The sequence below is a fragment of the Amycolatopsis sp. NPDC043885 genome (assembly GCF_056435685.1).
Genome location: NZ_JBWKEA010000033.1, coordinates 1 through 15866 on the forward strand (window position 1 = coordinate 1; position 15866 = coordinate 15866).

The window sequence follows — 15866 nt, forward strand, 5'->3', positions numbered from 1 at the left end:
AGAGCAATACGCTACCAACCACTGACCAACCCAAAACTGTCCGACATGTCCTGAAACACATCTGTCCGTGAGGTCCTGAAACAGGACAGACGGTTAGAATGATCATTGCCACTCACGACCCCCACGCAAAGCACCCAAATCGGGCACGCGGGGGTGTCTTTGTGTCCCTTGCGGACAGTGGGGTCGCGATCAGTCCGGCAGGCCGGGCCTCCAGCGCGCAGCACGCCACATTTGCCTAACCCCTCAATAACCCGAAACGCCACTCACGACGTCAGGGCACGCACCACTTGCCGTCGTGCTTCTTGAGCGGGAACGGCGTGTCCTTCTGGCCGCCCACGCCTTCGACGTGGACGGTCACCGTGGCGGAGTCGCCGCTGACCACCGGCGGATCCGGGACGGTCGCGGTCACCTTGCCCGCCGCCGCCCATTTCCGGCCGAGCTCGGCCAGATCGGCCGACGACTGCTGGACGCAGGTGAGTTTCCCGAACGCCGTCGCGTCGTGGTTGACGATGGCCGCGGCGATCGCCTTGCCGACCACCTCGACCGCGGCCACGTCCGGATCCACCGGAACCGGACGGGACGACACCGGCGGTGGAGTGGGCGTGCCGGTGCTCGACGCGGCCGGGTCGGAGCCGGAGGGGGCCACCAGGAGCAGCCCCACCACGACCCCGGCCACGACCGCGCCACAAACCACCGCCACGGCGATCAGCTTGTGGCTCACCGTCACGGACAGGTCACTTCTTGTCGGCCTTGATGTCCTTGAGGCACCACAGGTCCGACTCCTTGGCCGCCGTGATGGTGCCTTCCGCCATCTTGGTGCCCTGGGTGGCGCGGTAACGGCCGGTCGCCCGGTCGCCGCTTTCCTTGGCTGGCTCGGTGATCTCGAGCTTGATGGGGTCGAGCGGCTTGCCCTCGTCCTTGGTGTTCTCGCTGCGGCAGATCAGGTCGAGGAACGTCTTCTTGTCACCCGCGCTGTAGGAGGTCGCGGCGCTTTCGAAGACTTCCTGCGGCGTGGCCTTGCCGCCGGGCGCCGGACCTGAGCTCTTCGTCGACGACGTGCTCGGCGAGCTGGACCTCGTACGGGTCGAGCTCGGCTTCTGCGACGACGAGGACGGGGCCTCCGACGGGGCGGCGCTGCTGGTGGGCGGCGCGGCGGTCGGGTTGTCGTCACCCGAGTTCAGCGCGATGACCAGCGCGGTGACACCGCCACCGACCAGCAGGACCGCGCCGATCGCGATGCCGACGATCAGGCCGGTCTTCTTTTTCTTGGGTGGCTCTCCGCCGCCGAACCCGCCTTCCTGCGGGTAGGCGTTGTAGCCGCCCTGCTGCCCGTACGGGTCCGGCTGGCCGAACTGCTGCGTGCCGCCGGGGTATCCCTGCTGGGGCTGAGGACCGCTCTGCGGGTAGCCGCCTTGTTGCTGGCCGTACGGATCCTGTCCGTACTGGCCGCCACCGGGGTATCCCTGTTGCGGCTGGGGGCCGCTCTGCGGGTACCCGCCCTGCTGGCCGTACGGATCTTGTCCGTAGCCGCCGGGCTGCTGCGGCGGGTAAGTCATGGCTGGTGCCCCCTAGCTGTTCTGCGAAAATGCTCAACATGACGTGCCGGTCCGCCTCCCCGGCGAACGTCGCCCGATGCTAGCCATCGAGCCGGATCGCCGCTCGATTAGGGCCGAACTGAGACCGGAAACCCGTTTGCACCCGGACGGAGCCGGGTATTCCGTCGCAGGTCAGGCCAGGTGGACGGATTGTGACCATGAGTGTGCCGGACCCGGCACCGGGATGGCCCCTTGCGCGTCGCGAAGGTACGTGCTGGCGGGTCGTCCGGAACGCGACGCGCCGATCTTGTGATGCGGAAAGGCCTTTTATTGTCGGTGATCGCCGGTACCGTGGAATGAAAAGCACTCCGAGGAGGTGCCCGATGCATCATGACCTTCCCGGAGGTCGGCGCGAGGAGGCCGACCCTTCAGAAACGACCGGAGCTGGAACCACGTCCGACGAGCAGGCACGTCAAATCCGCTTCCTCGAGGAGGAAGTCGCCCTGCTGCGCCGGAAGCTCACCGATTCCCCACGTCAGAACCGAGTGCTGGAGCAGCGACTCGCCGAGGCGTCGGAACGCGTGAGCCAACTCACTGAACGCAACACGAAACTGGTCGAGACGCTCCGCGAGGCGCGTGGTCAGTTGCTCGCGTTGCGGGAGGAGGTCGACAGGCTGGCCCAGCCTCCGAGCGGTTACGGCGTGTTCGTCACCGCGTACGAGGACAACACGGTGGACGTGTTCACCGCGGGCCGCAAAATGCGGGTTTCGGTCTCACCCGCGGTCGAGGTCTCGTCGCTTCAGCGCGGACAGGCGTTGCGGCTCAACGAGGCGCTGACCGTCGTCGAGGGCGGTGACTTCGAGCGGATCGGCGAGGTCTGCGCGCTGCGCGAGGTGCTGGCCCCGGACGTCGAGGGCGGCAGCCCCCGTGCGCTCGTGGTCGGGCACGCGGACGAGGAGCGGGTCGTCCTGCTCTCCGATCCGCTGTCCGAACAGCCCCTCAAGCCGGGCGATTCCCTGCTGGTGGACTCGAAAGCCGGTTACGCCTACGAACGCGTGCCGAAGGCGGAGGTCGAGGATCTCGTGCTGGAGGAGGTGCCCGACGTCCGGTACGAGGACATCGGTGGCCTGACCCGGCAGATCGAGCAGATCCGCGACGCCGTCGAGCTTCCGTTCCTGCACGCTGATCTCTACCAGGAGTACCAGCTGCGGCCGCCGAAGGGCGTCCTGCTCTACGGGCCTCCTGGCTGCGGTAAGACCCTCATCGCCAAGGCGGTGGCCAACTCGCTCGCCAAGAAGGTCGCGGAAGCCCGCGGCGACTCGGCGGACGGGAAGTCCTACTTCCTGAACATCAAGGGTCCGGAACTGCTGAACAAGTTCGTCGGGGAGACCGAGCGGCATATCCGCCTGATCTTCCAGCGAGCTCGGGAAAAGGCCTCCGAAGGCACCCCGGTGATCGTGTTCTTCGACGAGATGGACTCGATCTTCCGCACCCGCGGTTCGGGCGTGTCCTCCGACGTGGAGACCACGATCGTCCCGCAGCTGCTTTCGGAGATCGACGGTGTGGAAGGCCTGGAGAACGTCATCGTCATCGGCGCCTCCAACCGTGAGGACATGATCGACCCGGCGATCCTGCGGCCGGGCCGGCTCGACGTCAAGATCAAGATCGAGCGTCCGGACGCCGAAGGCGCGAAGGACATCTTCTCCAAGTACCTGTCCGATGGCCTGCCGATCCACGCGGACGACCTCGCCGAGTTCGGCGGGGACCGCAGGGCGACGTTCGACGCGATGATCCAGCACACGGTCGAGCGGATGTACGAGGAGACGGACGAGAACCGGTTCCTCGAGGTCACCTACGCCAACGGTGACAAGGAAGTCCTGTACTTCCGCGACTTCAACTCGGGCGCGATGATCCAGAACATCGTGGACCGGGCGAAGAAGTCGGCGATCAAGTCGGTGCTGGAGACCCAGCAGCCCGGTTTGCGCGTGCAGCACCTGCTGGACGCGATCGTCGACGAGTTCGCGGAGAACGAGGACCTGCCCAACACCACCAACCCGGACGACTGGGCCCGGATCTCCGGTAAGAAGGGCGAGCGGATCGTGTACATCCGCACGCTCGTCACCGGCAAGAACCAGGATTCGGGGCGGGCGATCGACACCGCCACGAACACCGGTCAGTACCTGTAGGACAAGCCGAAAGGGCCCTTCGCCGCAGCACCTGCGGCGAAGGGCCCTTTCGTGTCACGCGGGTACGGGTTCCCGGACCTTCTTGCGCACGCTTAGCCGCCCGTGCGCGGCCAGGATCCCCAGGACGACGAGCAACGCGCCGACGGGCTGGTTCCACGCCAAGGGTTCGTCGAGGACGAGAACACCGAGCAGCACACCCACGACAGGTGTGAGGTAGGTCACGGCTGACGCGTTCGACGCGCCCCACGCCGCGATGATCGACGCGTTCCAGGCGTAGGCGAGCCCGGTGCCCAGTGCTCCGAGCGCGATCATGCTGAGGACGATCGGCGTGTCGAGGCGGACCGGAGTCGTCGCGATGAACGGCGCGAGTACGAGCATCACGACGGCACCACAGCAGACCTGTCCTAGCGCGACAGTGGGCGCGTCGAGGTTCCGCCAGGAAATGAACCGTCGCACGTAGACGAACGAGATGCCGTAGCAGGTCGTCGCGCCCAGGCACGCCAGTTGCGCGGTCAGCTCGTGGGAGACATCGATCCCTTGCCAGACCCCGACGATGGTGAGCACTCCCAGGAATCCGAGGACCAGTCCGGTCGTGCGGGCCTTCGTGAAGCGTTCCGACGGCAGGGCCGCGGCGGCGATGAGCATGGTGATCAGCGGGGTCGTCGCGTTGAAGATGCTGGCGAGCCCGGAGGAGATGTACTGCTCGGCCCAGGAGAACAGCAGGAACGGGATGACGCACAGCAGCACGGAGACGACCGCGAGATGGCCCCAGAGCGCCGGATCGCGGGGGAGCGGCTTACGGCGCCACGCGGCGATGGCGATCAGCGCCACGGCGCCGAGGCAGACGCGCGAGAGCGCCACCTGAGCCGGCGACAGGCCGGTGAGACCGACCTTGATGAACAGAAAACTCGCACCCCATACGACCGCGAGCGCCGCGAACCGGATCGCGATACCGAAACGTCCCAATTGTCCTTCTCCTGAATCCTCAAGCCGGGGCTCAGTGAATCCCGGAATCCCGTTGCGCTCCAGCGGTTTTCGGACGATGTGTCCGAAGACTCGCGCGTGGCGGCCACCCGAACCGTCTGTATAACGACCTATACTTCCGGGCTGTGAGCGAATCCTCCGGGCGCCCGCGCGCGCCGATCACCGAAGCCGATGTCCTGGCCTGGCTGGAAACGACGGCGGCCGCCGTACGGGCGGGGGAGGTGAGCGCCCCCGAACTCATCGAGATTCTGGGGGAGTTGCGCCGCGCCTCCGCGGCCTGCGCCGACGCGTCGGACTGGGCACTGCTCGCCGCCAGAGAAGAGGGCGCCAGTCTCCGTCAGATCGCGCCCGTCTTCGGCAAGGGTTACGTTCGGGCTCCGGCGGCGCGCCTCGAAAAGCTCCATCGGCAGGCGCAGAACTCGAGCCAGTGGCTCGCGATCCTCCGCCACAAGAACGAAGGAGCCCGGTGACAGACTCGGAAACCCCCGTCGGCGACCGGATCGCCGTCGGACTGGCGGCGCTCGGCAGGCCCGCGTACATCAACCTCGGCCGGGTCGAGGCGCTGCCGCCAGGACGCGAGTTCGAGGCGATGCGCGCGGCGACCTACGACGTGCTGGACGACGCGTATCGCGCGGGCGTCCGCTGGATCGACGTCGCTCGTTCGTATGGTTCTTCGGAGGAGTTCCTCGCCGGCTGGCTCGCCGACCGCGGCCACCCGGGCGTCACCGTGTCGAGCAAATGGGGCTACCGCTACGTGGGGGAGTGGAAGCTCGACGCGGAGGTGCACGAGGTCAAGGAGCACACCGCGGCGCGGTTCGCCGAGCAGTGGACCGAATCCGCCGGGCTGCTGGGGAAAGCGATCTCGCTCTACCAGGTCCATTCGCTCACTGTGGACAGTCCACTGTTCACCGACGACCGGCTGATCGGAGCGCTGGCGGAACTCGCCGCGGACGGGGTGCCGGTGGGGTTCTCGACGTCCGGACCGTCGCAGGCCGACGCCGTCCGCCGGGCGTTCGAGCTGGAGGTGTCCGGAACGCCGGTCTTCAGTGCCGTGCAGTCGACGTGGAACCTGCTCGAACCGTCCGTCGGCCCGGCGCTCGCGGAGGCGCACGCCGCCGGGAAACGGGTGCTGCTCAAGGAAACCGTCGCGAACGGACGGCTGGTGGTCGAGCCGCCTGCGCCGCTCGCGCGGATCGCGCGGGACCACGGGACGGGCCCGGACGCGGTGGCCATCGCGGCGGTGCTGGCGCAGGACTGGCGTCCGATCGCGGTCGTCGGCCCGTCGAGCACCGCCCAGCTCGCGGAGAATCTCGTTGCCGCGAAGGTGAAACTCGCCGAAGACGAACTCGCGGAGCTGGCCGCGCTCGCGGAGGAACCGGTCGCTTACTGGCGGCACCGATCCTGCCTCGGCTGGCATTGAGGGGCTGGACTAGTCTCGCGGCAAACGTCAGGCGGAAGCCGGGAGGGCTCGGGGTGCGTCATCGGCAGGTGCTCGCGGTGGCGACGGTCGCGCTGTTCGGTCTGTCGGGATGCGCCGACCGTCCCAACGACCTCGACACCTACTACGACGACCCGACACCGACGCCCGCGGCCGAGCCGTCACAGCCCTCGGTCAAACCGCAGGCCAACCCGGTGCCGCCGTCGTCGACCCGGCCTCCCGTCCCCGCGGCCGTTTCGGCCGCGTTGCTGACCGACGAGGACGTCGCCGAGGAAGAGGTCGTCCCCGGCGACAGCAAGGTGTCCGGCTGTCTGGCCGGTCTCACCCGGGGCACGAGCCGCTCGGCCACGTGGTCGTACCCCAGCGGCTCGACGCTGGAACATCAGGTCACCGAGTACCCCGACCGTGACGCTTCGGACGTCGTCCTCCGGGCGGACTGCGACGGCAAGAAACTCACCCTCGCGAAGCAAACCGGCGTCGAGGTCCAGCGCGCCTGGTGCGACGGCACGACGTGCACGGTGTTACTCGCCAAGGGGAAGCTCGTCTCCGCCCTCAGCGTGACGGCCGGAACCGAGGCGCGCGCAACGGAAGCGGCGAAGCGGCTGTTGCCGATCGTCGCGCAGCGCCTCCGTTCCGCCTAGCGGGCGTTCTCCCGCCGGAACCATTCCAGCGCACCGAGACGGCCGTCCGGCACGAACGCGCTCGAAGGATCGTCGAGCCACGAACGCAATTCGGCCAACGTCAGCCAACGCCCTTCGACGACTTCGGACGGCTGATGGACGAAGGGGCCGTCCCAACGCGTTTCGAACGCGAAGTTGTGGCAGCGGATCGTGTCGTCGTCGGTGACATGAACGAAAAGCGGCCGTAGTTCCGCTCCGTGAACACCCAGTTCTTCAGCCAGTTCCCGGCGCGCGCACTCTTCCGGTGTCTCACCCGCCGCGACGATGCCGCCCGCCCAGCAGTCCCAAGTGGAGGGATAGACGTCCTTCGTGGGAGTACGCAGGTGCACGTAGACGGAGTCTCCGTCACCCGAACGGACCAACACCACGCCCGCCGCGTGCCAGAGCCCTTCGGCGCGAACCCGGGAGCGCGTGGCCGCTCCCACCACGGTTCCGCCGAGGTCATAGAGCGCAACGAGTTCGTCACTGCCTGACATGGGGGGCATCGTCGCACGGCCCGGACCCCGTAGGGTGGTGGGTATGCGGCGGATCATGGGAACCGAAGTCGAGTACGGCATCGCGGTGCCGGGCGATGCGACGGCGAACCCGGTACTCACCTCGACCCAGGTCGTGCTCGCCTACGCGGCCGCGGCGGACGTTCCGCGGGCCAGGCGGGCGCGGTGGGACTACGAGGTGGAATCGCCCCTGCGCGACGCGCGCGGGTTCGACCTGACCGGCCCGAGCGGCCCGGGACACGACCCGGACGTCGAGGACCTCGGCGCGGCGAACGTGATCCTGACCAACGGAGCGCGGCTGTACGTCGACCACGCGCACCCCGAGTATTCGGCGCCCGAGGTGACGAACGCGCGCGACGCGGTCATCTGGGACAAGGCGGGCGAACGGGTCATGGAGGAGGCGGCGCGCAAGGCCGCCACCGTGCCGGGACAGCCGCCGTTGCAGCTGTACAAGAACAACGTCGACGGCAAGGGCGCGAGCTACGGCACGCACGAGAACTACCTGATGCAGCGGTCGACCCCGTTCACCGCGGTGATCGCGGGGCTGACGCCGTTCTTCGTGTCCCGCCAGGTGATCACGGGCTCAGGCCGCGTCGGTGTCGGGCAGCAGAGCGAAGAAGCGGGTTTCCAGCTCTCGCAGCGCTCGGACTACATCGAGGTCGAGGTCGGCCTGGAGACCACGCTCAAACGCGGGATCATCAACACCCGCGACGAGCCGCACGCCGACGCGGACAAGTACCGCCGTCTGCACGTCATCATCGGCGACGCGAACCTGGCCGAGTACTCGACGTACCTCAAGGTCGGCACGACGGCGCTGGTGCTGGACCTGATCGAAGCGGGCATCCGGTTCGACGACCTGAAACTGGACGAACCGGTGCGGGCCGTCCACCAGATCAGCCACGACCCGACGCTGAAGGCGAAGGTGTCGCTGGCCAACGGGCGCAAGTACACCGGGCTGGACCTCCAGTTCGCCTACCACGAGATCGCGTCGGCGAACCTGGAGCGCACCGGCGCGGACGAGGCCTCCAAGGAGGTCTTGCGGGTCTGGGGCGAGATCCTGGACGCGCTGGCGCGGGACCCCCAGGAATGCGCGGACAGGCTGGACTGGCCGGCGAAGCTGCGGTTGCTCGAGGGCTACCGCGCGCGGGACCAGCTGGCCTGGGGCGCGCCGCGGTTGCGGCTGGTCGACCTGCAGTACTCGGATGTCCGGCTGGACAAGGGCCTGTACAACAGGCTCGTCACCAGGGGTTCGATGAAGCGCCTGGTGACCGAGGAGGAGGTGCTGGAGGCGGTCACGACCCCGCCTTCGGACACCAGGGCCTACTTCCGGGGCCGCACGCTGGAGAAGTACGCCAACTCCATCGCCGCGGCGTCGTGGGATTCGGTCATCTTCGACGTCGGCAGGGAATCGCTGGTGCGGATCCCGACGTTGGAGCCGTTGCGGGGCACGAAGGCCCACGTGGGGAAGTTGCTGGACGACTCCGCGACCGCCGAGGAGCTGGTGGAGGCGCTCACCGGTTCGGACTAGCGGGATTTCCTTTCATCGGGGTTAAGCGATCACGGATCCCACGGATTGTCGGGACCGCTGGGTAGGCTAGGAAACATCGGCCACACCGGGAGGCGAGATGGCTCAGGAAAAGATCGAAAAGCACGGCGGCGGCGACTCGGACGAAGAGTTCGAGGACGGCGGTCCGGCGGGTCAGGAACGGCGCGAGAAGCTCGGCGAGGACGTCGACACGATCCTCGACGAGATCGACGACGTGCTCGAGGAGAACGCCGAGGACTTCGTCCGCGCCTACGTGCAAAAGGGCGGCGAGTAGCTCGTTTTCCGGCGGCCCCGGGCCGGGGCCGCCTGTGCGGAGCCGGCGGATCACACAGATTGGAACTTTGAGCACGTATGGAACACACCTCGGGTAAGTCGGCGCTGCCCGCCGCGTACTTCTCGTCGGCGACCTCGTCGTTCTCGGACTTCCTCCGGGCGCAGGCGCCCGAGCTGCTCCCGGAGCGGCGGGTCTCGACCGGGGCGGGCGGGCTGGACGCCCCCCACGGGACGACGATCGTCGCGGTCAAGTTCGCGGGCGGGGTGCTGATCGCCGGTGACCGGCGGGCCACGTCAGGCAACCTGATCGCTTCGCGCGACATGGAGAAGGTCCACGTCACCGACGAGTACTCGGCCGTGGGCATCGCGGGCTCGGCCGGGCTGGCGATCGAGATGGTGCGGCTGTACGCGGTCGAACTGGCGCACTACGAGAAGATCGAGGGTGTTTCGCTCTCGCTCGACGGCAAGACGAACAAGCTCGCGGGGCTGGTGAAGTCCAACCTCGAGATGGCGATGGCGGGGCTGGCCGTGCTGCCGCTGTTCGTCGGGTACGACCTCGACGCCGAGGACGCGAAGCACGCGGGCCGGATCGTCTCGTACGACGCGACGGGCGGCCGCTACGAGGAGAACGCGGGCTACCACGCCATCGGCTCGGGTTCGCTGTTCGCGAAGGGCTCGCTGAAGAAGCTGTACGACCCGGACGCGGACGCCGAAGCCGCGATTCGGACGGCGGTGGAGGCGTTGTACGACGCGGCGGACGACGACACCGCGACCGGCGGGCCGGATCTGGTGCGCCGGATCTTCCCGACGATCGTGACGGTCACCGCGGAGCAGGGTGCGGTGGCGTTGCCGCTCGAGCAGACGACAGCGGTGGCCGAGGCCGTCGTGGCCGCACGAGCCGAGCGCGGGCGCTAGCCGTCCCTCCCTGTCCCTTCCCGATTAGAGCCCGAAAGAGCGGAGCACCACAGTGACGATGCCGTTGTACGCCTCTCCCGAGCAGTTGATGCGGGAGCGTTCCGAGATCGCGCGCAAGGGCATCGCGCGTGGCCGGAGCGTGGTCGTGCTCAAGTACCGCGGTGGCGTGCTGTTCGTGGCCGAGAACCCCTCGGCGACGTTGCACAAGGTGTCGGAGATCTACGACCGGATCGGTTTCGCGGCCGTGGGCCGCTACAGCGAGTTCGAGAACCTCCGTGTCGCCGGCATCCGGCACGCGGACCTGAAGGGCTACCAGTACGACCGGCGGGACGTCAGCGCGCGTGCGCTGGCGAACGCGTACGCCGCGACGCTGGGCAGCATCTTCACCGAGCAGCTGAAGCCGTTCGAGGTGGAGGTCTGCGTCGCCGAGGTCGGCGCGACCGCCGCCGAGGACCAGCTGTACCGGCTGACCTACGACGGCTCGATCTTCGACGAGCCGAAGTTCGTCGTGATGGGCGGTCAGGCCGACACGCTCACCACGAAGCTCAAGGAGAGCTTCGAGTCGGACATGGAGCTGGAAGCGGCGCTCGGCGTCGCGGTGAAGGCGTTGCGCGCCAACACCCCCACGCCCGCGAACGGCGACTCGGACCCGGTGAAGCTCGAGGTCGCCGTCCTGGAGCGGGAACGGCGTGGCCGCAAGTTCCGCCGGGTCGCCGGTGCCGCGCTGGACGCGCTGCTGCCCGCCGAGCCGGAGGAGCCGAAGGACGACGCCGAGGGCGACAAGCCCGATGGTGAGTCCAAGAAGGACTGAGCCTCTCGAAGTACGTGAAGGCCTCCTTGCCTACCGTGAGGGTCAGGGTCCCGGCAAAGTCGGCTATCCGCTGGTCAAGCGGGTGCCGGATGGGGCTCGTCACAGTGGCCGGGCACCTTCTCGACTGTCCACGGGGGCCACTTTCGGGACGACCGTGCCCGGTTCGGGCGTTTTGTGCGGGGTCGTGAGTGGCAAAGAGGGTTAGAACCCATTGTCACGTAGCTTAAGTTGATCTTGGGTGAGGTTGGCAGGTGGGGTGAAGGCTCCCTTCGCTGTGTCTGATGCGACGAAGGGCTGGTCGTGGGTCGGGTTGGTCGTGAGTGGCGTTTCGGGTTCTAACCCGAAACGCCACTCACGACCCCCATCCGGGCTTCAGCCAGACATTGAGCCGGCGAAAAGTGTTCTTGATGGACACTCAGGGGCGCGGTCGGCTCCTGTCGGCCAGGGCAACCGAGCGCGTGACCTGCGGCAATCTTCACCGCTTACGATCCAGGCCCCCATCCAAGATCAACTTAAGCTACGTGGGATTGGGTTCCAATCCCTCTTTGTCGCTCACGGCCCCGACCGAGAACCGTGCAGATGCGCATCAAACGGACATCCACCCGTCAGCTGGCGTCCTTTGTGGACACCGTCCGTTCAAGCCCGCTGTCGTCCGCCCCGTTCGAATCACCAACAGCGACGCTGACCAGCGTCTATGCGACTTCGCCGAGCCCTGGCGTTCAGCGCAATGAAGGGGCCTTCATGAACTTGCGGGCTGCGTTGTACACAGTGGACGCGGCGGCGCGTGTTCGGCCCGGAGGGCAGCGCCTAGAGCCGGTAGATGGTGAGCGCGCTGGGCCGCGACCGGAAGCGGAAGTCGTTGCCGAGCGGGCCGACCTCGCCGTCGGTGGCGACGCGGCGGTTGCCGTTCAGCAGCCGGACGTGCAGCTCCGGAACGTCGAGTTCCTGGTAGACGTGGCTGGCGTTGAGGCTGTTCGTGATCGTGGCGAGGATGAAGCGCGCTCGCGAGTACGGCAGGTCGGCGCGCAGGTACCGGACGTCGAGAAGGCCGGTGTCGAGCGCCGGGCGGCGCGAGGGGGCGAACCCCTTCGGCGAGTAGGTGCCGTTGCCGACGAACAGCAGCCAGATGCTGATGTGCTTGCCGTTGAGGGTCACTTCCAGCGGCTTCGCGCGCCGGAGGGTGCGGGCGAGCGCGATCGCCGCCGACGGCCACTTCGGGTGCCGCTTCTGCAGCTTTTCCCGGATCCGGACCATTTCCGGGTAGCCGCCGAGGCTGGCGGTGTTGACGAAGTAGCGGTGGTCGTCGTCGTGGTTGATCTCGACTTCGCCGAGGTCGACGCCGACGGCGTTGCCCGCTTCGGTGGCGGCGTCCGCGTCGGGCATCGAGCGCATGCCCACGTCCCGGGCGAAGTGGTTGAGAGTGCCCGCCGGGATGAGCGCGAGCGGCAGGTCGTGGTCGGCCGCGACGGCGGCCACCGCGGCGACCGTCCCGTCACCCCCGGCGACACCGAGCGCGCGTACGGTGTTGTCCCGGGCAGCGATCTCGTCGCAGAGCTGATCGCGCAGGTCACGCTTCGCGTCCGGATACAGGATGGTGGCCTTGGGCCAGGCGAACCGGGCTTCCTCGGTCGGATCCTGGCCGTCGATCCCCGAATGCGGGTTGACCAGGACGAGCATGTCCTCCCCGTCGCGCATTTCGGGCGCTTCGGCGGTGTGCGCGGTGCGGCCGGGGACGTCGTCGTTCAGCGGCCACCAGTGCCGCGTGAGGAGGCCGGCGCCGACGCCTATCCCGATCCCCACCCCGACGTCACTGGGCCAGTGGACGCCGGTGTGGACCCGGGAATAGGCCACGGCGGCGGCCAGCGGTACGAGGGCGGCGCCTGCCTTGGGCGACTCCATCGCGACGGCCGTGACGAAGGCGGCCGCGGACGCCGAGTGCCCGGACGGGAACGACGACGAGGTCGGCCGCCGGACGAGCCGCCGGTGCATCGGCACCTCTTCGGCCGCGGGGCGGCGGCGGGGGAACAGCGGCTTGCCGATCAGGTTCGCCGCCGCGCTGGCCCCGGCGATGGCGGCCACGCCGCGGAGCGCTCCCCGGCGCGTCGGCCCCTTCTTCGTCGCGAGCAGGACCGCGACACACCACCAAAGCTTGGATTTGTCCGCACTTTTGGAGAGCGACGTGATCACGTCGTCGGCCCTGGTCCTCGGCAGGGCAGCACTCCGCGCCATCAGCCGCCGATCGGTTCGCCCGACCTTGCGGAAAGGGCGCTTGAGCTGCTTTAACACGGGTTCCCCACTTCCGGCCCGGAACGTCATGCGCGTGAGACCCGATCGGGACGTCCCGCACACCTTTCACCGAATGCAACGTACCGACCGCGTGTCGCCGCCCGAACGGCGCACCTTCAGTGGGTCTTCACCGCCTACTCTGGTGGGATGCAGCGGCGGATCTTTGGCATCGAGACCGAGTTCGGGGTCACGTGCACCTTTCACGGGCAACGCAGGCTCTCCCCGGACGAAGTGGCGCGTTACCTGTTTCGGCGTGTCGTGTCCTGGGGGCGTTCGTCGAACGTCTTCCTGTCGAACGGCTCGCGGCTCTACCTCGACGTGGGTTCCCACCCGGAGTACGCGACGGCCGAATGCGACGACCTCGTCCAGCTCGTCACGCACGACAAGGCGGGGGAGCGGATCCTCGAGGACCTCCTGGTGGACGCCGAGCGGCGGCTGGCGGACGAGGGCATCGGCGGCGACATCTTCCTGTTCAAGAACAACACCGACTCGGCGGGCAACTCCTACGGCTGTCACGAGAACTATCTGGTGACGCGGGCGGGTGAGTTCTCCCGGATCGCCGACGTGCTGCTGCCGTTCCTGGTGACCCGGCAGCTCATCTGCGGCGCCGGCAAGGTGCTGCAGACGCCCCGCGGCGCCGTGTACTGCCTGTCCCAGCGAGCGGAACACATCTGGGAGGGCGTCTCCAGCGCCACCACGCGCTCGCGGCCGATCATCAACACGCGCGACGAGCCGCACGCCGACGCCGAACGCTACCGGCGCCTCCACGTGATCGTCGGCGACTCGAACATGGCCGAGCCGACCACGATGCTCAAGGTCGGATCGGCGAACCTGGTGCTGGAGATGATCGAAGCGGGCGTCCAGTTCCGCGACTTCACGCTGGACAACCCGATAAGGGCCATCCGCGAGATCAGCCACGACCTCACCGGCCGCCGACAGGTGCGGCTCGCCGGCGGCCGCGAGGCGTCCGCGCTGGACATCCAGCGCGAGTACCACGCCCGGGCCGTCCAGCACGTCAAGGAGACCGGTTCGTCGCCGCAGTCCGAGCGCGTCGTCGAGCTGTGGGGCCGGGCGCTGGAGGCGGTCGAGCAGCAGGACTTCAGCAAGATCGACACCGAGATCGACTGGGCGATCAAGCACCGACTGGTCGAGCGCTACCGCGACAAGCACGACCTCGACCTGTCGAGCCCGCGGATCGCGCAACTCGACCTGGCTTACCACGACATCCGGCGCGGGCGGGGCATCTTCGACCTGCTGCAGCGGAAGGGGCTCGTGCGGCGGGTCACCGACGACGGCGAGATCGAGTTGGCCAAGGACACTCCGCCGCAGACCACGCGGGCGAAGCTGCGCGGTGACTTCATCGCAGCCGCGCAGGCCGCCGGGCGTGACTTCACCGTGGACTGGGTGCACCTCAAGCTCAACGACCAGGCGCAGCGGACCGTGCTGTGCAAGGACCCGTTCCGCTCGGTGGACGAACGCGTCGAGAGGCTCATCTCCTCGCTCTGAATTACTCCGTGAAGGCCATCTTGGAAAGCTCCGCGCCCTCTAAGGTGGCCTTCACGGATCTTCGAGGGAGAGGTGCGCCGATGCGCCGTGCGTTGCTGGTCCTGCTGGGTGCGGTCGTCCCGATGGCGTTCACCGGCGTCGCGCACGCCGCACCGGAATGTCCGGAGCCCGCGTGGACGGAGACTCCGACGGGCACGGACGCCCAGTTGCGCGGCCTGTCCGCGGTGGATTCCCGTACGGCGTGGGTCAGCGGCAGCAGGGGCACCGTCCTGCGCACCACCGACCGCGGCCGTACCTGGCAGCCCGTCGCCCCGGCGGGCACCGAGGCGCTCGACTTCCGTGACATCGAGGCCTTCGACGCCGATCACGCGGTCGCGCTGTCGATCGGGCCCGGCGACGCGTCCCGGATCTACCGCACCGACGACGGCGGCAAGAGCTGGCGACTGTCCTTCAGGAACAGTGACCCTGCCGCCTTCTACGACTGTGTCGCGTTCTTCGACCACCGGCGCGGTCTCGCGATGAGCGATCCGGTGGACGGCAAGTTCCGGTTACAGTCCACTTCGGACGGCGGTCGCACGTGGAAGCCGGTCCCCGCCGAGGGCATGGTCCCCGCGCTCGACGGCGAGTTCGGGTTCGCCGCCAGCGGCCAGTGCCTCACCACTTCAGGCCCGCGTGACGCTTGGATCGCCACCGGTGGCGGGGCCCGCGCCCGCGTCCTGCACTCCGGCGACGGCGGGATGACGTGGGAAGCCGCGGACACCCCGTTGCCGAGCGGCGCCTCAGCCGGGGTCTTTTCGGTGACGTTCCGGGATCCGCGGCACGGCGTGGCCATCGGCGGCGACTACGCGGCGCCGAACGCTCCTGGTCCGGCGGTGGCGCTCAGTGCGGACAGGGGGCGCACCTGGCGGACACCGCCCGAGGCCCCGGTCGGCTACCGCTCCGGCCTGGCGTGGCTGGGGAACACCGTGATCGCCGTCGGCCCCGGCGGGAGCGATCTGAGCCCGGACGGCGGACGGCATTGGAAGTCGTTCGACACCGGATCGCTCGACTCGGTCGACTGCGCTCGTGGCGCGTGCTGGGCGAGTGGGGCCAACGGCAGGGCCGCGCGACTCGGCACGGCCTGAGCAAAAGCGCGTGGGTGCCCTGGTCGTGAGTGGCAAGTAGGGTTAGAACACGAATCGCCACTCACGACCGACCCGCGAGCTTCTGAGG

15 protein-coding genes are annotated in these 15866 nt (G+C 68.3%); 10 read left to right on the plus strand and 5 right to left on the minus strand.

The window, feature by feature from the left end; genetic code table 11:
• Positions 1-271: 271 nt before the first annotated feature.
• Together AC069I_RS43595 and AC069I_RS43600 are read right to left on the minus strand one after the other, a co-directional pair.
• On the minus strand, positions 272-727 hold the full coding sequence (locus AC069I_RS43595; protein ID WP_478228329.1) for a hypothetical protein: 456 nt from the start codon (positions 725-727) through the stop codon (positions 272-274).
• Positions 728-734: 7 nt separating this feature from the next.
• Positions 735-1556 carry a hypothetical protein gene (locus AC069I_RS43600; RefSeq protein ID WP_478228330.1) on the minus strand — a complete coding sequence of 274 codons (822 nt, stop codon included), beginning with the start codon at positions 1554-1556 and terminating at the stop codon, positions 735-737.
• Between the two features lie 362 nt (positions 1557-1918).
• On the opposite strand from AC069I_RS43600, the gene arc reads away from it, so the two are divergent.
• Entirely contained in the window at positions 1919-3721 is a 1803-nt protein-coding gene (gene arc, locus AC069I_RS43605; RefSeq protein WP_478228331.1) for a proteasome ATPase, read from the plus strand.
• A gap of 54 nt (positions 3722-3775) precedes the next feature.
• Here arc and AC069I_RS43610 read toward each other — a convergent pair whose 3' ends face one another.
• Positions 3776-4687, minus strand: coding sequence for a DMT family transporter (locus tag AC069I_RS43610; RefSeq protein ID WP_478228332.1), 912 nt, complete (start codon positions 4685-4687; stop codon positions 3776-3778).
• Between the two features lie 143 nt (positions 4688-4830).
• Here AC069I_RS43610 and AC069I_RS43615 point away from each other — a divergent pair, with 143 nt between their 5' ends.
• The 3 genes from AC069I_RS43615 to AC069I_RS43625 are packed head-to-tail and all read left to right on the plus strand — an operon-like array spanning position 4831 to position 6784.
• Positions 4831-5175 (plus strand): hypothetical protein, encoded by a 345-nt coding sequence (locus AC069I_RS43615; RefSeq protein WP_125678154.1) that lies wholly within the window; start codon positions 4831-4833, stop codon positions 5173-5175.
• The gene (locus tag AC069I_RS43620; RefSeq protein WP_478268025.1) at positions 5172-6125 is read left to right on the plus strand and encodes an aldo/keto reductase; all 954 of its coding nucleotides are present in this window, start codon (positions 5172-5174) and stop codon (positions 6123-6125) included. Before AC069I_RS43615 ends, AC069I_RS43620 begins: the two co-directional genes overlap by 4 nt.
• Before the next feature lie 53 nt (positions 6126-6178).
• On the plus strand, positions 6179-6784 hold the full coding sequence (locus AC069I_RS43625; protein WP_478268026.1) for a hypothetical protein: 606 nt from the start codon (positions 6179-6181) through the stop codon (positions 6782-6784).
• Here the strand turns inward: AC069I_RS43625 and AC069I_RS43630 are convergent.
• Positions 6781-7299 (minus strand): NUDIX hydrolase, encoded by a 519-nt coding sequence (locus AC069I_RS43630; RefSeq protein WP_478228335.1) that lies wholly within the window; start codon positions 7297-7299, stop codon positions 6781-6783. The genes AC069I_RS43625 and AC069I_RS43630 overlap by 4 nt on opposite strands.
• Positions 7300-7342: 43 nt before the next feature.
• On the opposite strand from AC069I_RS43630, the gene dop reads away from it, so the two are divergent.
• The 4 genes from dop (at position 7343) to prcA (ending at position 10862) form a co-directional block, all read left to right on the plus strand.
• Positions 7343-8845 (plus strand): depupylase/deamidase Dop, encoded by a 1503-nt coding sequence (gene dop / locus AC069I_RS43635; RefSeq protein WP_478228336.1) that lies wholly within the window; start codon positions 7343-7345, stop codon positions 8843-8845.
• A 97-nt stretch (positions 8846-8942) separates the two neighbouring features.
• Positions 8943-9137, plus strand: coding sequence for a ubiquitin-like protein Pup (locus tag AC069I_RS43640; protein WP_037319666.1), 195 nt, complete (start codon positions 8943-8945; stop codon positions 9135-9137).
• Between the two features lie 77 nt (positions 9138-9214).
• Complete coding sequence (prcB, locus tag AC069I_RS43645) at positions 9215-10051, plus strand: proteasome subunit beta (protein WP_378441607.1); 837 nt, start codon at positions 9215-9217, stop codon at positions 10049-10051.
• 52 nt (positions 10052-10103) lie between these two features.
• Positions 10104-10862, plus strand: coding sequence for a proteasome subunit alpha (prcA, locus tag AC069I_RS43650; RefSeq protein ID WP_478228337.1), 759 nt, complete (start codon positions 10104-10106; stop codon positions 10860-10862).
• Between the two features lie 807 nt (positions 10863-11669).
• Here prcA and AC069I_RS43655 read toward each other — a convergent pair.
• Positions 11670-13148 (minus strand): phosphatase PAP2 family protein, encoded by a 1479-nt coding sequence (locus AC069I_RS43655; RefSeq protein ID WP_478268027.1) that lies wholly within the window; start codon positions 13146-13148, stop codon positions 11670-11672.
• 147 nt (positions 13149-13295) lie between these two features.
• Here AC069I_RS43655 and pafA point away from each other — a divergent pair, with 147 nt between their 5' ends.
• Both pafA and AC069I_RS43665 read left to right on the plus strand, forming a co-directional pair.
• Entirely contained in the window at positions 13296-14654 is a 1359-nt protein-coding gene (gene pafA / locus AC069I_RS43660) for a Pup--protein ligase (protein ID WP_478228339.1), read from the plus strand.
• An 80-nt stretch (positions 14655-14734) separates the two neighbouring features.
• Complete coding sequence (locus AC069I_RS43665; RefSeq protein WP_478228340.1) at positions 14735-15778, plus strand: WD40/YVTN/BNR-like repeat-containing protein; 1044 nt, start codon at positions 14735-14737, stop codon at positions 15776-15778.
• Positions 15779-15866 lie beyond the last annotated feature (88 nt).

What these genes read in the sequence shown, in the direction of transcription:
- AC069I_RS43600 (WP_478228330.1), bottom strand. Translation starts at nt 1,556, where the DNA reads ATGACTTACCCGCCGCAGCAGCCCGGCGGCTACGGACAAGATCCGTAC.
- arc (WP_478228331.1), top strand. Translation starts at nt 1,919, where the DNA reads ATGCATCATGACCTTCCCGGAGGTCGGCGCGAGGAGGCCGACCCTTCA.
- AC069I_RS43630 (WP_478228335.1), bottom strand. Translation starts at nt 7,299, where the DNA reads ATGTCAGGCAGTGACGAACTCGTTGCGCTCTATGACCTCGGCGGAACC.
- dop (WP_478228336.1), top strand. Translation starts at nt 7,343, where the DNA reads ATGCGGCGGATCATGGGAACCGAAGTCGAGTACGGCATCGCGGTGCCG.
- AC069I_RS43640 (WP_037319666.1), top strand. Translation starts at nt 8,943, where the DNA reads ATGGCTCAGGAAAAGATCGAAAAGCACGGCGGCGGCGACTCGGACGAA.
- prcB (WP_378441607.1), top strand. Translation starts at nt 9,215, where the DNA reads ATGGAACACACCTCGGGTAAGTCGGCGCTGCCCGCCGCGTACTTCTCG.
- pafA (WP_478228339.1), top strand. Translation starts at nt 13,296, where the DNA reads ATGCAGCGGCGGATCTTTGGCATCGAGACCGAGTTCGGGGTCACGTGC.
- AC069I_RS43665 (WP_478228340.1), top strand. Translation starts at nt 14,735, where the DNA reads ATGCGCCGTGCGTTGCTGGTCCTGCTGGGTGCGGTCGTCCCGATGGCG.